The organism is Halostella salina (genome assembly GCF_003675855.1).
Classification (GTDB): Archaea; Halobacteriota; Halobacteria; order Halobacteriales; family Natronoarchaeaceae; genus Halostella; species Halostella salina.
Genome location: NZ_RCIH01000001.1, coordinates 553,593 through 569,329, shown reverse-complemented (window position 1 = coordinate 569,329; position 15,737 = coordinate 553,593). Strand labels below are relative to the sequence as shown.

Genomic DNA, 15,737 nt, shown 5'->3' with positions numbered 1-15,737 from the left:
GTAACACGGTTCCTGACCGCGCTGTGTTTTAAGGGTTCACAAAAGGTGTTACGGGGGTTTGGTGCGTGGGATTACAGCGTTTTCATACTTTCTTGCTCGCCCGTAACACGATTCCTGACCGCGGCACCGTCGTTCTTGTTAACAGTTTCTGATTGATACTTTCCCGAGCAGGACAGGTCGAACCTCCTCCGCCAAGACGAGCTGTACTATAGATACTCCAGTAACGGAACCACATCATCGCGGAAATCCACGACTGAACCGGGAACCCAAGCCACCTCACCTACTCAACTCATACCATACCTGGGTAGGAAGTCGGGACTAGTCATTCGCTCACTAAACTGTCAACACTTTTCCTTGCGGGAGGAAAGGTGATGAATATGCCAGATCTTGAAGAATATCGTGAAGAGATCATACAGGACATCGGGAAGACACTAGAAAGTGAAGACTTCCAACCCGCACTACTCGTTGGTTCTGGTCTCTCTATTCGCTACTTCAGTGGTCCGGGATGGGATGAACTACTAGAATCAATGGCCGATGATCTTCCTACACTCGGCCACGATTACGGATACTACCGCCAAACTCGAAGTCCACAAGAGATGGGTCAGTTTCTCGCTGAACAATATGCTGTGTGGGCTTGGAACAGAGGGACCCCCACTTTTCCAGATGATTCTCTTGACCCCCAGCATCCAGAAGACATCTACATCAAAAATCGAATTTCGGAATATTTTGATGATCTGACGCCAGCCTCGTCAGACGATTTGACTGATGACGTCGTCAATGGTGACCTCACCGCCGATGAGGCACGAGAAGAGATCGAACTTCTAAAAGAGATTCAACCGCACGCGATCATCACCACGAATTATGACCCGTTCTTAGAGCGTATTTTCAATGAAGACTATGACGAAGATGAGCCAGATTACGACGTAGTTGTCGGCGAGCAGGTTCTACGGCGTCAGCACCAGACTATCGGTGAAATTCTCAAGATTCATGGTAGTATCACCGAACCTGAGAGTCTTATACTGACATCCGAGGACTACGAGGACTTCAATTCTCGGCGACGATATCTTAGTTCGAAAATGCTCACATACTTTGTTGAACACCCGTTACTCATCGTTGGATACGGGGCGGGCGACTCAAACATACAACGAGTGTTCTCATGGGTGAATCAGATGTTATCGGACAACGAGGACATTGCTAACGACATCTACTTCCTCGAATTTGATGACGACATTGAAGACCGGGACAACCTCCCACGTCAAAAACAGATTCAGATCGGGGAGGGAGACAATATTACAGTAAACAGAATTGTCGCCAAAGACTTCTCGTGGGTCTTTGAAGCATTCACGCAGCATAGTGGGCTGAATATCCCCATCGGCGCTCTTCGCAGAATTCTTGCCAGCACATTTGAGGTGGTGAGCAAGAAGGCTCCCAACCGCGAGGTGGTTGACGTTAGAAAAGTCGAAGATCTCGCTGAAGACGAGAGTGAATTAGCAACCGTGCTCGGGATCGCCCCTGACTCGGAGTCGGCAATTCAATTTGACCATGACCTACGTCCAAGTGATGTGGCAGTTCGGCTTGGGTTTGAGAGCACGAACACCTACGCAGTCAACGAACTTATCAGAGACATCGAAGAGGAGACGGGTATAAACATCCGTGAATTCAACAACAGATACCACATCGCGTTCATCGGCCAGGGTAAGGTCGATCCACGCCGGTACTCAGAAGAAGTCGTTCCCCTTCTTAAGAAGGTGCGCGATGATGAGGAGTATGCCCTGAACATCCCGGAGAGCCAGATTCCGGAGGATATGTTAGACGACTAAATACATCAGTAGTCACATGTACGAAGCAAATGACGGGCAGGAGTACCTATCCGTATTCATCTCCGTCACCAATTGTCATCGAAACTCCGGTGTTCGATACTAACCTGTTCTAATGGACAACCCATTGGGGTAGCCGTTTCTCTAATGTCGCGGAACATGGTGGGCGACACGACGCAGCACGCCGATATCCCGGGTGTCCGTACAATTCATAATAGATGATCTGCTCGCCCGCCCGTCAGTCGGTTTGAGCAGATGGACGCATACCCGTACGTGAGGACGGGAGTACGAACGTACGTCGCTGTGTCCGTAGCGATGTACGTGGTCGCGTACGTACTCAGGTGCGTACGCACGTACGCCGATCCGACCGTCCGAACCCACCTCCCCATCCTTTAGTCCCGAACTCCTACTACGACGGTGAGAGTTACGAGAAACTAATGTTTCCCGCACCGTCAAGGAATCCTACTTTTTTGATAAGGACACACCGACTAAGGTAGGTATGCAGGAATCACCCCAGAATGTCGCCGGTTATGTCCGTGTCAGCACAGACGACCAAGACGACGACCGGCAGCGCGAATCGATCCTCCAACACTACAACACCAGTGAAGTCGCGTGGCACGTGGACATCGAGTCCGGTGCGAGCATGTCCCGCGAGCAGTACAACCAGCTCCGGGAGACCATCGACCAGTACGACGTCGTCGTCACCACAGAGATCGACCGGTTAGGACGTTCGTTCAGTGAGCTCGCCAGTTTCGTTGAGGAACTCCGCGAGAAGGACATCGACCTACACTGCACAGAACAACCCATCAGCACAGTCGATAACGACGACTGGATGGGTGACCTCCTACTCAACCTCATGATAGTGTTCGCAGACGCGGAGCGACGGATGATCGCCGATCGCGTGCAGCAGGGTATCGACAAGGCCCGGCGCGACGGGAAGCGCGTAGGCCGTCCGCCAGCCGGGTACGACGTCGATGAAGATGGGTTCCTGTACCAGGACCCGCAGGAGTACGCGAAGGTGCAGAACTTCATCCGCGAACTCAAGAAAGGCCGTCCGAAGACGGCGACAGCCGAGTATTACGGTGTGAAGCAGTCATCCATCCAGTCGATCCTGAAGCGCGCGGAGAAGAACTACGAGATTGAGTTCGATAACTCGGTGTGGAAGGTCGAACGGGCGAAGGTCGAAGCCGGAGAGAAGAACTTAGAACCGCTCAGTTCGGGCGACGACTGACGCGATCTTGTCAACGGTGTTCTGCTAAGTCCCTATACAGCCGTCTTAACGATCCGAGGGGAGATTTCTTAACCGGTGGCGACAAGTATCTCAACAAGTCTGAATGACGGGATCTGAAGCATATAAACAGTTGAAAACACTGTACCACGAGGGCGACCTCAACGTCACCGAATTAAACATAGAAATCGATCAGAGTGGACAAGAACCCGAAGAATACGGGGAAGTTGTGTTCGAAGATGAAGATGGGGAGGAAACCAAAATCGCCGGGACAGAACACGATTTCGTCATCGCATTATTCTCAATAAAAAGCACCGTCCGGCAAGGGGAGGAGAAACTCATAGATTTAGCAGAAACACCAGTCGGAGACACAGAAGGGTACTACGATAACATCGAACATTTCGTCCCTCGTGGAGGTGACCCCGACAGATCGAACATCGAGATCGGCATGGAACAGCTACAGGAGGAAGAAGAAGATGTTCCGAAACTAAGCATCATTGACGGTCTTGATGCGGCAGTCGAACTTGATCTGGAGAACGATAACCTAATCAAAATCGTTCAGAACTACCACAAGGTTCTCGCCCTCCAATACTTGGAGTTACGGGATTCGAAGGAGCAGTTTGACGAAATCAAAACGGAGTTACCACAGAATCAGGCCCGGTTCGAGAACTTCTCCGAATTGACGGAAGAGATACTTTCAGACGGGTATTTGCGCGGTGATGCGTTCTCAGATTATCGGGATTACCGCGATGTGACGATTTCAGATATCGAGTTCATCGTATCCCGGATGCGTGATGTTATGATGAAAACCAGTGAGGAGTGGCGGGCGTTTTCAGGCGGTGGCGGTACTATTGACAGTGAGTTAGCGTTCCCACGCATACTTGAAGAGTACCACCAGTGTTTTGAGTTACTACGGGATCCGTTACGGGATCTCGCGGCAACGATTCAACACGCGGACGGAGCAGGGTCTGTAGAGCTGAGTGACACTGTTGATGTGATTCGGTTCTTGAAACGGCAAGGATATTCGAATCTCGTAGGAACAGTTGAGTTGGATTTGCGCCGCGGTCCAGCTCATATGAGCCATGATATTGATGATGAAGACGGAGTGGTTCGAATCTATAATTCCCGCGGTCGGAGTCGGAGTGTGAAGAATGAGATTGGTTTTGGAGACTTGGTGGATAAGCAGAAGAAGATGCGGGACCTGTTGACTGGGATTGCGTTGGCGTTTCATCAAACAGAGCAAGTTCTCGAATTCCGGTTTTTGCAGTCTCCGGATTTCGCGTTTCGGATAGTGGAGAACATGGATCCGGAGATATTGGATTCACAATAGGCCAACCGTTTGTGGAGGCGCTGCAGAACGTACAGTACTAACGACACCGTCGTTCCTGTCAACGACCGCGCTAACCACGACCGTGACCGAAGGTAAGTGGTATTAAGTCAACACAGTGAGTCGTGTCTCATATCAAATGTCTTCGGAAGCCAAGATCGTCCAAGAACTCTACAGACACTTGGCGAACTCGGTCGAAAACGACGCCCTCCACCACGGCATCGAATTCACCGGTGTAACGCCCGAGAAACATGTCAGCAACGGGTTCGCAGACCTTGTCGTAGAAGCCGACGGCCAACCCTTCTGCGTCATCGAAGCCAAACGCGAACCCGAGGGAACACCGAGCCGTGACATCGACCCGTACGCCAAACCGGTCATCGAACAAGCCGCACGGTACGCCCTCCACCTTGGAACCGAGTACTTCGCCACGTACAACGGCGACCACTTAGTTCTCTTCCGCACGTTCGAGCAGGGCACGAACCTGTTGGACCGACGCACCCGAGCGTACGAAATCACTGACATCGGCGCGTTCGCCCCACACTTCTTAGAGCAACTCGCCGCGCTTGACCAGGACGTCATCGAATGGGACCCGCACCGCGATGCGTTCGTTACCCGTCTCAAGACGTTCCACGATGTCATTAAGGGTGAATTCGCGGATGCGTTACTGGAGGAACTCAATAACACTGAGTTCGAATCCCAGTTCGAAACGTGGGTTGACGACCAAGGATGGAGTGACCGTTACGACGAAGAACCCGGCAGTGTCCGATCCACGTTCAGCTCACAGGCCGCGTACCTGTTGATGAATAAGTTAGTGTTCTACAAACTGATTGAGAACGCTGACGCGTACGTGGACGTCCCAGACGTGTCCGTTGACGACCTCGCAGTCGGCGATCGTCGCCGTGACACGTTCGATGAACTGATTGAAGCCGTGGACTTCGAAGCTGTCTACGAGCAGGACCCGATTTTCGATGCGCTGCCGCTCACCGACACTGCGCAGCGACAGGTCGAAGACCTACTTGGGAACCTTGAGGAGTACAATCTCGATAAGTTCGATTCGGACGTCATCGGGAAGATTTACGAGGAGATCATTCCGGCGGAGGAACGACACGAACTCGGGCAGTACTACACACCGGACGAGATCGTTGCGTTAGTCACCGAGCTCACCGTGACCGACCCGGACGACACGGTGCTTGACCCTGGGGCGGGGACGGGAGGGTTCCTTGTCGGGGCATACAACCGTTTGGAGGAACTGAAAGGGGGCGGAGACGTTCACGAGGAGGTCCTCGACCAAGTGTTCGGTGTGGACATCAACCGGTTCCCCGCTCACTTGTGCGCGATTAACCTCGCAATCCGCGATATGGGTCATGAGACGCACAATGTGAACGTCTTAGTTGAGGACTTCTTCCGAGTACACGCCGATCAAACACCGTTTGAAGACCCTGAACGCGCGACTGTCGGGACGAACGGGGGAACAGCCAGTTACGACGGGACCGTTCCGCAGAACATCGACGCGGTCGTGGCGAACCCGCCGTATATCCGGCATGAGAACATCGCTGAAGACGTTCACGCACGGGGGCACTTGGACGAGTTAGGCATCGATCTTGACGACCGGTCGGACATTTACTGTTATTTCTTCACCCACGGGTATCAGTTCCTGAGCGACGGGGCGGACGGTGACCCGGGGCGACTCGGTTATCTCACGTCGTCCCGGTGGCTCACCGTCGGGTACGGCGAGGATCTGCAGGACTTCATGCTGGAGAACACGAAGATTAAGGCGGTCATCGACTTTCAGACTCAGCAGTTCGATGTCCCGCTCATCGGGACGTGCATCACCGTTCTGGAGCGGTGTGACGACGAAGAAGAACGGAATCAGAACCTGACGGATCTGGTTCTAATCAAGGAACGGTTCGACCCGGACGAAATTGTCAACATCATCGAAGAGGACCACGAACCCGGGACGCTACACGACGACAACGAGTATCGCCGCGCCACGTTCCGCCAAGGGAATCTACACAACATCGACCGGTGGGACCGGTACATGTACGCGCCCGCGATTTATTGGGAACTCCTCAAGGAGCCCGGGATGACCACGCTCGGAGACCTCGCAGACGTGAAATTCGGCACGAAAACAGGGAATAACACGTATTTCTACTTCGAGGAGGAGGACGAGTACGAAGAACTCGGGATTGATGACCAGTTCGTAACACCGATCCTGAAGCACATCTCCCCGACAGACTACATCGAACTACACGAGGAGGACCCGCACTGGTATGTCCTCGATTTACGCGAGGAAGTCGATGAAATCCTCGATAACGCAGATAAGTCCCTGATGCAGCAACGGACGGACGAGGAAATCGTTCTTGACGAGTTCGAAGACCGCGGGTGGGATGACCTTATCCAGTACATCGAGTACGGAGAAGAGCAGGATGTCCATGACGGCGCGAGCGTCAGTAACTCCGGTCGGGTATGGTTCGACGCCGGGGAACTTCCACGCCCGCAGCTTATCCTGCCGAAAGAGTACTGGCGCGACGCGCGAACGCTGTACAACGCCGCTGAAATGCCGTTAGACCAGCGGAACTACGAGGTTAACGTTCACGACGACGTGGACGTTGACCCGTACGTGGTTCTTGGCATCATGAACTCCTCGATATTCCCCTTGTTCCGTGAGATTGAGGGACGGGTTGAGCAGGGACAGGGAATGAATCGGAACGAACTCACTGTCGGTGAGGCGAAGCGGATGCACGTCCCGGACCCGCGAGCGTTCAGTGAGGAGGAGCGGGCGGAGATTAAGCGCGTGATGACGGACTGGTTGGACGATGAACGAACGGCGACTGAGGAGGATGAGCAAGAGTTCCGTGACGAGTTGGATCAGGCTGTGTTGGAGCCGATGGGACTCGATGACCGTGTTGACGAAATCCAAGAGGCAGTGCAGCAACTGGTCGAAGTGCGTGAGCGCGGGGCCGGTGACGAGACGGCGGTGCTTGTCGATACTGGTGAGGAGGAGGAACGGGACATTGAGTTGCCTGGTGCGACGCGTTTAGGAGACGGCGGGGAGAATCAGACGACTCTGAATTCCTTCTGACCAATACGGTGACTCTGTTTAGTAGATTAAAACCAACCATACAGACGCGTTGAGGTTTGATCCCATGCACCCTCTCTGACTGACCGTCGGATTATTTCGGTAGCTTCAGCTTCGTCATTGATTATCTCTAATTGAATTGGCGTGTCTGGTGAGTCATTTGTCCTGACGAGACCGATACCGCTTTTGTCTTCACGCGCAGTCTCAATACCTGGAACCTCATTGGGGATATTTAACCGGAACATCTCGTTATCTGGATAGAACGCGTACGTCATTGCTCGGATTTCACCATCAGAACACAGAACGTTCACATCTTCACCTGCATCCTCTGTTAGCCGTTGTATGACTAACCCTGCCGTCCGTGGGAATTCTAGCTGGAACGTATATTCACCAGTAAACGATTGTAATCCGGCCCACGCTGCCGTAGCGTGCATCGACTCGTAGGTAGCTTCATTAGGTGGTTCCGTCTCCTCAAAGTCATCAGGCTCTGTTCCTGTTTCTGTCGCAGAAAGTTCCCCAACACCAGGTGTTTCAGATTTCGATGGTCGCTCACGTGCAACCTCCGCATACCGACTGGCATAACTTTCCAAATCCACCTCTCCAACTGGATCCGCGAATCGACAAATTTCGTCGGCGATATCTTCCAAGCCCGATAGTACGTCTTTCTCCTGAGTGGTCATCCCCGCTTCAATATTTCCGTCTAAACCACCTCCTGTGAAATTCGCAGAACCAATATAGCCTGCGTTAGCACCATCTGAAAATGGATCTGGAGGATCACCGCCTGTAAGTGCTATCTTTGGGTGGAACGTGTAACCCGATCGAGTGGCTAAACGAACTTCCCACCCTAATTCCTGAGCAGTTTCAATTGCTTTCGGTTCTGTCACGTAACCATCTAACCCGAAGACTGCACCGCATGTGTCAACTTCATACTCTTCGAGTGAGTTGCTGATTTCATCAACACCCTTCCGAGTCACGTAGGCTGATGCGAAAAATAGCGTTTCAGAACCCTCAAGAATTGCGTTCAGCTTTTCCAGTGTCGTTGTTCCGGTCCCTGATAGAAAAACGTCATTCGTCATAGCCACAACACCCAACCATTATTCTTGACACACGTGGAGTGCCAGTTCTCAGATTAGACCCTTAATCTTTCCTGTCATCCATCACGATTCCTGATTGACGTTAATTTATCCCCTTAGCAAACCTTGCACTGGATGATCTAATCAGATTCGCAGCTGGCACCGACGGTCAGGATCAGTGTTCTCCCCAGCCACCCACTGCGACTAAGCAATGTTCCCGTCCACAGTGACCACGCAATGTTATCGCCCCGAGTCCACACGAGGAGCGACCGCGAACATAGGGCGCTGGCAGAACGAACCGCGCACTGCCAGCACGACCATACTACTCGTTAACGACGAGTGGGAACCCTGTACCCCCAACAACTGCGGTCAGGAACAGTGTTCTTCCCAACCACCCACGGTGAGCACCCACTGTTCCCACTCACAGTGGCCGCGTAGTGTTATCGTCCATAGTGGCCGAGCAATGTTATCGCCCCCACCGAACACGGGAAGCGAGCACGAACACAGGACACTAACAGTACGAACCGTGGACTGTCAGCATGACCATACCGCCGATAACGTGCAGTAGAAGTGCTATAGCGCGCGTTTGTGGATATATTTTAAACGCAACCACAGGTTAGTATCGCGTACGATGACAAGCGATATCGACCACGACCAACTCGTACGCATCGAAATCGGCGACATAGTCACCACAGACCGACACGACGGACACCGCTACGCCCGCATATACCACACCGACCAGCACACCCGCGACACACCATTCGCCCCCGCCGCTGTAGACGCGTGCGCGCTGTTACGGGACATCAGCAGAGGCGACACGATCGAGACGACCGCACACGACACCGACACACTCGAAACCGCTGTGAAGCCCTTCGACGCCGCCAAGACTGCTGAAAACCTCGCAGAACAGGACGGACTCCCGGTCAGCGATGTGTACGCGACGATACTTCGCTCCGCGCTCGGCGCGGACGCGAGCGACGTCGCTTCAATGACTAAGATCGATGAACCATGGGTGACACTGACGTGCGAGACGACGAACAAGGCGATCCAGGATATCATGGACGCCGAAGCCGAAGCCGAAGCCGAAGCCGAAGCCGAAGCTGACGACGGCGACGACAGCGACGGTGAAGTCGTGGACATAAGCTCGCGCGAAGAGTTCCAGATGACACTCGGATTCGCAGCTGGTAGCGACGTTCAACCCTGACGTCGGAGACTCTTTTCTTGTCAACGCCGCGCGGTCAGGAACCGTGTCCTCCCCAGCCACCCACTGCGATCACTCACAGTGACCAAGAAATGTTACCGCCCACAGTGACCGCGTGATGTTATCGCCCCGAGTCAACACGGTGAATGAGCGCGAACACAGGACACTAACAGAACAAACCACGGACTGCCAGTACGACCATACCACCGTTAACGCAGAGTAGCAGCCCTGCACCCCATGCCCGCGGTCAGGTTCAGTGTTACCCACTTCTCAACAACCACCGAACCCCCACTTTCACTACGCCGACTCTCTGAAAACCGCCAGCAAGCGCCACCGCCAACATGAGTCATGTTCGACTCTCCCAGCCCAAACCGGTGAACGAACACCTGAACCCCAAGCTATACGGGGATTATCCTCGACTTTCAGAAAACACGGGCAGAAGTGGGCCGGCGCGAATTCGAATCGCGGTTACGGCCACCCGAAGGCCGAAGGATACCAAGCTACCCCACCGGCCCGCGTATGAGTCAATGGCGGGGTCGTTTTTAACGGTTGCGAAACGGACGACGGCCGGCGGTTCTCGGTGGAGAGGCCTCGCCGCCGGCGTTCAGTACTCGGCGAAGCCGCCGGTGTCGAGGTAGTTGTGTGCGACGGTGATCGCGTGGTCGGCGTGCAGGCGCTCGGGACCGAGCCGGACGCGATGGTCGGCGGCGTCGGCCAGCAGGTCGGCCTCGTCGTCGGCGAAGTCGTGGTGGTCCGAGAGGACGAACGCGGCGTCTGCGGGCGGTTCGACGTCGACGACCGGGTCGCCGTTCTCGTGGAGCTGGACGACCGCGCTCTCGCTCGCGACCTCGGAAAGCACCGGCTCGAAGCCGCGGCGGGTCAGCGAGACGCCGGGACTCGTCTCGACCGGCATGTGGCCGATCGCCTCCTCGCGTTGCTCCAGCGCGCCGCGGACCAGCGCCGCGGTGGAGCGTTCGTCGGGGTTGAGCCGGCGGAGGTCCGCGCCGTCGAAGGTGACGGTGAACTCGTCGGCGAGGACGAGGTGGACGCGGACGGCCTCGCGGATGTCGTGGGAGAGGAAGAAGGCGCTGTTGACACAGCGACAGAGCACGTCGAGGCGGCCCGCGCCGCCGGTGATGTCGTCGAGCGCGAAGTCGGCCGTGGTCGGGGCGTCGTGGCCCAGCACGATGAACTGGCGCATACGGGAGCCGTGGCGGGCCGGGGTTATAGCGTCGGCTATCCCGCCCGCCGAATGGCAAGGCAGTTACCGCCGCCCCGTCTGCACACGGGTATGAGCGTTATCGAGGACGCCCGCGCCGTCGCCGACGCGGGACCGGTCTGCGACGCCTGTCTGGGGCGGCCGTTCGCGGACCGGAGCTTCGGGCTGACGAACGCCGAGCGCGGCAAGGGCCTGCGGGTGGCCGCCGCGCTGGCGGACGACGAGGACTACGACGCCCCGGACCCGGCCGACTGCTGGGTGTGCGAGGGGTACGCCGGGCAGTTCGACGAGTGGGCCGAACGCGTCGCCGAGGCCGTCGATGGGGTCGAGTTCGGGACGTATCAGGTCGGGACGCGCGTCCCGCCGCTGGTCGAGGAGAACGAGCGCCTGCTCCGCGAGGAAGCAGGCCTGCCCGAGGACGCGGGCGAGTCGTTCAAATCCGAGTTCAATCGCGAGGTCGGCAAGCGCGTCGGGCGGCTGACCGACACCGAGGTGGACTTCGACCGGCCGGACGTGCTGGCGCTGTTGAACCTCGAACGCGAGGGCGACGTCGAGGTGCAGGTCAACCCGGCGTTCGTCTACGGGCGCTACCGGAAGCTGCAGCGGGACATCCCCCAGACGGAGTGGCCCTGCCGGGAGTGCGGCGGCAGCGGGAAACAGCTCGGCGACGACGGCGAGGAGCCCTGCGACTACTGCGGCGGCAGCGGCTACCTGTACGACGAGAGCGTCGAGGAGCTGGTCGCGCCCCACGTCCGCGAGGCGATGGAGGGCGAGGAGGCCGTCTTCCACGGCGCTGGGCGCGAGGACGTGGACGCCCGGATGCTCGAATCGGGCCGCCCGTTCGTCGTCGAAGTGAAAGCGCCCGGGCGGCGGAGTCCAGACACCGACGACCTGCAGGCACGGATCAACGAGGCCGCTGACGGCAAGGCGGAGGTCCGGCACCTCGCGCTGGCGACCCACGAGATGGTCGAGCGCGTGAAGGAACTCGACGCGAGCAAGACCTACCGGATGGACGTTGCGTTCGGGGACGCCGTCGCGCCGGACGCGCTGGCCGAGGCCGTCGCGGACCTCGACGGGGCGACCGTCGAGCAGTTCACCCCGGAGCGCGTCGACCACCGCCGCGCGAGCGTCACCCGGACTCGGGAGGTGTACGACATCGAGGCGGAACTCGACGACGGGACGCACGCGACCCTCGAACTCCACGGGGAGGGCGGGCTGTACGTGAAGGAACTCGTCAGCGGCGACGGCGGCCGCACGGAGCCGAGCCTCGCCGACCTGCTCGGCGTCGACGCCGAGGTGACGGCGCTGGACGTGCTCGACGTGCGGGGCGAGGACGAACCGTTCGACGACCCCGAGTACCTCCGGGAGTAGCCCGGGCGGAACCGGGGGAGCGCGGTACGGCGCTGACGCTGGCCGAACCTTTTTGCGCGTCACGCCATACCATCACACGGGGCGATGCCCGATGTGCCACCACTATGAGATAACCGAACACGAGCGCGAACTCGCGTACGAACCCGACGAGGAAGACGCCGAGGAGAGGGAGGACCTCGCCGACCGCGAACCCGCAGTCCCGCACGCCGACGACGACTGAGTCAACCCGCCCGTTCTTTCGCGCACGTCGACCGCTCGCCAGCGCCGGCAACCGCAAACGGTTTTCCATCGCTCCGACGAGAAGCGGCCATGACCGGCGTGTTCGGTGCTGACGAGGCGGGCCGAGGGCCGGCGCTCGGGTCGATGTTCGCGGCGGCGGTCGCGGTCGACGACCCGGCCGCGCTGCCCGACGGCGTCGACGACTCAAAGCGGCTCGCCCCCGAACGCCGCGAGGAACTGGCCGGGCGACTGCGCGATGCGGACGGCGTACAGGTCGGCGTCGCGGAGGTCCCGCCGGACCGGATCGACGCGCCCGAGACGGACATGAACACCCTCACGGTCGCCGCGCAGGCCGAGGCGCTCGCTGCGGTCGCCGCCGAGGGCATGCGCGGCGTCGTCGACGCCTGCGACACCAGCGAGGCGCGGTTCGCACGGCGGGTTGCCGACGAACTGGCCGCCTCGGTCGACCTGACGGCGGAACACGGAGCCGACGAGCGCCACGCGGTCGTCGGCGCGGCCAGCGTCGTGGCGAAAGTCGAGCGCGACGCCCAGATGGCGCGCTACGGCGACGAGTTCGGCGCGGTCGGCAGCGGCTACCCGAGCGACCCGACCACCCGCGAGTTTCTGGCCGACTACGTCGCCGAGAACGGGGCACTCCCACCGTTCGCGCGGGAGACGTGGGGGACGTGCGAGGACGCTCTCGCGGCAGCAGAACAGTCGGGACTGGACGACTTCTGATCGGGAGCAGTCGGCGACGGCTGCCGACGGGTTACTTGTCCGTCAGCAGTTCCCGGAGGATGTCACCGTACGCCGGGCGGGTGATGACGACGCCGACGATGACGCCGAGGATGGTGATGATGGCGAAGCCCTGGAGGTCGCCGAGGCTGAGCACGGCGAGGGGGCTCATCGCCACGATGGTCGTCGCGGCGGCCGCGCCGATCACCCAGAACGCCTTCCGGAAGCGGTTCTGGAACACCCGGCTGGAGTCGACGTCACCCTCCGACATCACCCCGTCGGCGATGATGATCAGGTCGTCCACCCCCGTCCCGATGACGGCGATGAACCCGGCGATCACCGAGAGGTCCAGCGGATACTGGATCGCCGCCGAGAACCCGAGCAGGATGACGACTTCCGACAGCGCGGTGACGATCATCGGGGCCGCGACGCGGGCGTTCCCGTACCGGAAGTACACCGTGAGGCTGACCGCGATGACGGCGATGATCCCCGTGATCAGCGAGTTCATCTTGAACCGGTCGGCCAGCGACGGCTCGACGTACGACTCCTGAGACTCGGTGAAGTCGAGCGGCGCGGGCAGGCGACCGGCGCGGAGGTTGATCTGCAGGTCCTGGGCCTCCTGCTGGCTCGTGGTCGTCATCCGGAAGGTGGGGTCGCGGTTGAAGTCGCCGTCCCGGATGCTGGTTGCGAGGTTCCGACGGACGCCGGCGCTGTACACGACCTCGCCGTCGACGACGGTCTGGAGGCAGTATCCGGCGTCGGAGCCGTTCGGGCCGGCTCCGGGCTGGCAGTTACTGATCCCGCGAGCCTCGGTGAAGCCGGCGTCGTTCAGGACGCTGGAAAAGTCACTGGCGGCCTGCTCCCGGAGCGTGACCGAGACGTGGTAGCCGTCGTTGTCGTCGTTGGACTGGGCCTGGCCGACCGACTGGAGGTCCTCCTGCTGGAGTACCGTCTCGCTGCGGTACTCGGTCGTCCCGTTGGTCTCGACCGGGTAGCGGGCCTCGATGCGCACGTCTCCGCGCTCGCTCAGGAGGTCACGTAGCTCCTGCCGGTCGTAGTTGGGGGCCACGACGATGATGTAATGCTCGCCAGAGGCGGTCGTCAGCTGGTTGACGGAGCCGCCCGCGAGCCCGGACTCGGAGATCTTGCTGTTGACGACGTCGACGATCCCCTGCCGGGTCTGTTCGGTGACGCCGTCGCGTATCTCGCCGTAGGAGACGCCGGAGGCATTCAGCGCGGCCGCGAACTCGTCCTCGCTCACGCTGGCGTTGAACACCTCGACGGTGCCGGCGCCCCGGTCGGCCCGCACGTCGATACCGCGGAGCCCGAGTTCGTTCGCGACCTCGCGCTCGACGACGCTCTCGGTGTCGAACTGCGCATCCTCCGCGGTCATCCCGACCGGCGGCGCGCGGATCCGGGCACCGCCGTCGAGTTCGATGCCGTACTGGAGGTTCGTCGGCCCGTCGCTCCCGACCGACTGGTTGCCGTCGCCGCCGGCGACGACGCCGCCGGGGACGAACAGCGCGACCGTGCTGAGCACCAGCAGGACGACGAGCATCACGACGCGCCAGTTCTCGCGGGGGGAGATCATCGCTTCACCCCCTCGAACTTGTACCAGCGAAGCAGGCTGAGGTTGAGCATGTAGGTGTTCATCAGGTCGGCCGCGAGCCCGAGCACGAGCACGAGCCCGATGTCGGCGAGCAGGTCGATGCCGAATATCGTCGCCGTGACCGCCATGACGGCCATCGCCGAGATGGAGGTCAGGGTCATGGTCACGCCGGTCCGCATCGCGCGGTGGGTGCTGTCGTAGAACTCGCCGGACCGCCGCAGGATGTGGTTGTTGAGCAGGATGTCGGAGTCGACGCTGTACCCGATGAGCATCAGGAGCGCTGCGACGGTCCCGAGCGTGAGTTCGATCCCGAGCACGTTCATCAGCGCGAGCGGGATCATGATGTCGCTGAACGCGGAGATGACGATGGCGATGCTCGGCACGAACGTCCGGAAGAGACCGAACGCCAGCAGGCTCATCCCGACGAAGGCGATGATCAGTCCGTAGAACGCCTCGGTCTGGGTGTCGGCCCCGAAGCTCGGGGAGGTCGACGAACTCGACCGGACGTCGAAGCCGGCCGACTCCGCCTGCGCGACGAAGTCGCTGGCCGACGCGTCGTCACCGGCCTGGAACTCGACGATGTACGTGTTCGCCTCGCCCTGGATCGCCCGGACGCTGTTCGGGTCCTGGTCGAACGCGGCGCGGATCTCCTCGGCCGACTGTTCGGTCTGTATCGTCAGCTCCTCACCGCCGGTGAAGGCGATGCCGGGCTCGACCGGCGCTCCGGTGAACAGATACCACCCGAGCAGTATCGCCAGCGCGACCGCCAGGACGGCGAGGGGCACGGCCGCCAGCTGGCGATTCGTGTACCGGGTGTAATCGATCTCCGGTACTTCGAACTCTACCATGGCCGCGACTT

Annotated in this window: 12 protein-coding genes and 1 tRNA gene; 8 read left to right on the top strand and 5 right to left on the bottom strand. The window is 59.1% G+C overall.

All coding sequences use genetic code 11. The annotated features are described in order from the left end of the window. Positions 1–377 precede the first annotated feature (377 nt). The 4 genes from D8896_RS02995 (at position 378) to D8896_RS02980 (ending at position 7,454) form a co-directional block, all read left to right on the top strand. Positions 378–1,820 carry an SIR2 family NAD-dependent protein deacylase gene (locus tag D8896_RS02995; protein WP_121820580.1) on the top strand — a complete coding sequence of 481 codons (1,443 nt, stop codon included), beginning with the start codon at positions 378–380 and terminating at the stop codon, positions 1,818–1,820. 496 nt (positions 1,821–2,316) lie between these two features. After that, positions 2,317–3,048: a recombinase family protein gene (locus D8896_RS02990; protein ID WP_121820579.1), complete on the top strand. Its 732-nt coding sequence runs from the start codon at positions 2,317–2,319 to the stop codon at positions 3,046–3,048. Between the two features lie 103 nt (positions 3,049–3,151). Next, on the top strand, positions 3,152–4,375 hold the full coding sequence (locus tag D8896_RS02985; protein ID WP_121820578.1) for a hypothetical protein: 1,224 nt from the start codon (positions 3,152–3,154) through the stop codon (positions 4,373–4,375). 136 nt (positions 4,376–4,511) lie between these two features. After that, a complete protein-coding gene (locus D8896_RS02980) occupies positions 4,512–7,454 on the top strand; it encodes an N-6 DNA methylase (RefSeq protein ID WP_121820577.1) in 2,943 nt (980 codons plus the stop codon). A 26-nt stretch (positions 7,455–7,480) separates the two neighbouring features. Here D8896_RS02980 and D8896_RS02975 read toward each other — a convergent pair whose 3' ends face one another. After that, positions 7,481–8,527, bottom strand: coding sequence for a phospholipase D family protein (locus tag D8896_RS02975; protein ID WP_121820576.1), 1,047 nt, complete (start codon positions 8,525–8,527; stop codon positions 7,481–7,483). Between the two features lie 628 nt (positions 8,528–9,155). Here D8896_RS02975 and D8896_RS02970 point away from each other — a divergent pair. After that, positions 9,156–9,728: a hypothetical protein gene (locus D8896_RS02970; protein ID WP_121820575.1), complete on the top strand. Its 573-nt coding sequence runs from the start codon at positions 9,156–9,158 to the stop codon at positions 9,726–9,728. Positions 9,729–10,167: 439 nt separating this feature from the next. Here D8896_RS02970 and D8896_RS02965 read toward each other — a convergent pair. Continuing rightward, positions 10,168–10,240 (bottom strand) — tRNA-Pro (locus D8896_RS02965). 89 nt (positions 10,241–10,329) lie between these two features. Further along, positions 10,330–10,926, bottom strand: a complete 597-nt coding sequence (gene trmY / locus D8896_RS02960; RefSeq protein WP_121820574.1) for a tRNA (pseudouridine(54)-N(1))-methyltransferase TrmY — start codon at positions 10,924–10,926, stop codon at positions 10,330–10,332. 90 nt (positions 10,927–11,016) lie between these two features. Between trmY and D8896_RS02955 the strand changes: the two genes are divergently transcribed. The 3 genes from D8896_RS02955 (at position 11,017) to rnhB (ending at position 13,272) form a co-directional block, all read left to right on the top strand. Then, positions 11,017–12,315 (top strand): tRNA pseudouridine(54/55) synthase Pus10, encoded by a 1,299-nt coding sequence (locus D8896_RS02955; protein WP_121820573.1) that lies wholly within the window; start codon positions 11,017–11,019, stop codon positions 12,313–12,315. Between the two features lie 91 nt (positions 12,316–12,406). Beyond that, positions 12,407–12,535: a hypothetical protein gene (locus tag D8896_RS19965; protein ID WP_259372639.1), complete on the top strand. Its 129-nt coding sequence runs from the start codon at positions 12,407–12,409 to the stop codon at positions 12,533–12,535. 89 nt (positions 12,536–12,624) lie between these two features. After that, positions 12,625–13,272, top strand: a complete 648-nt coding sequence (gene rnhB / locus D8896_RS02950; protein ID WP_121820572.1) for a ribonuclease HII — start codon at positions 12,625–12,627, stop codon at positions 13,270–13,272. 31 nt (positions 13,273–13,303) lie between these two features. Here rnhB and D8896_RS02945 read toward each other — a convergent pair whose 3' ends face one another. Together D8896_RS02945 and secF are read right to left on the bottom strand one after the other, a co-directional pair. Further along, positions 13,304–14,860, bottom strand: a complete 1,557-nt coding sequence (locus D8896_RS02945) for a preprotein translocase subunit SecD (RefSeq protein WP_121820571.1) — start codon at positions 14,858–14,860, stop codon at positions 13,304–13,306. Beyond that, a complete protein-coding gene (secF, locus tag D8896_RS02940; RefSeq protein ID WP_121820570.1) occupies positions 14,857–15,726 on the bottom strand; it encodes a protein translocase subunit SecF in 870 nt (289 codons plus the stop codon). The genes D8896_RS02945 and secF overlap by 4 nt, the downstream gene beginning before the upstream one ends. Positions 15,727–15,737: the final 11 nt, after the last annotated feature.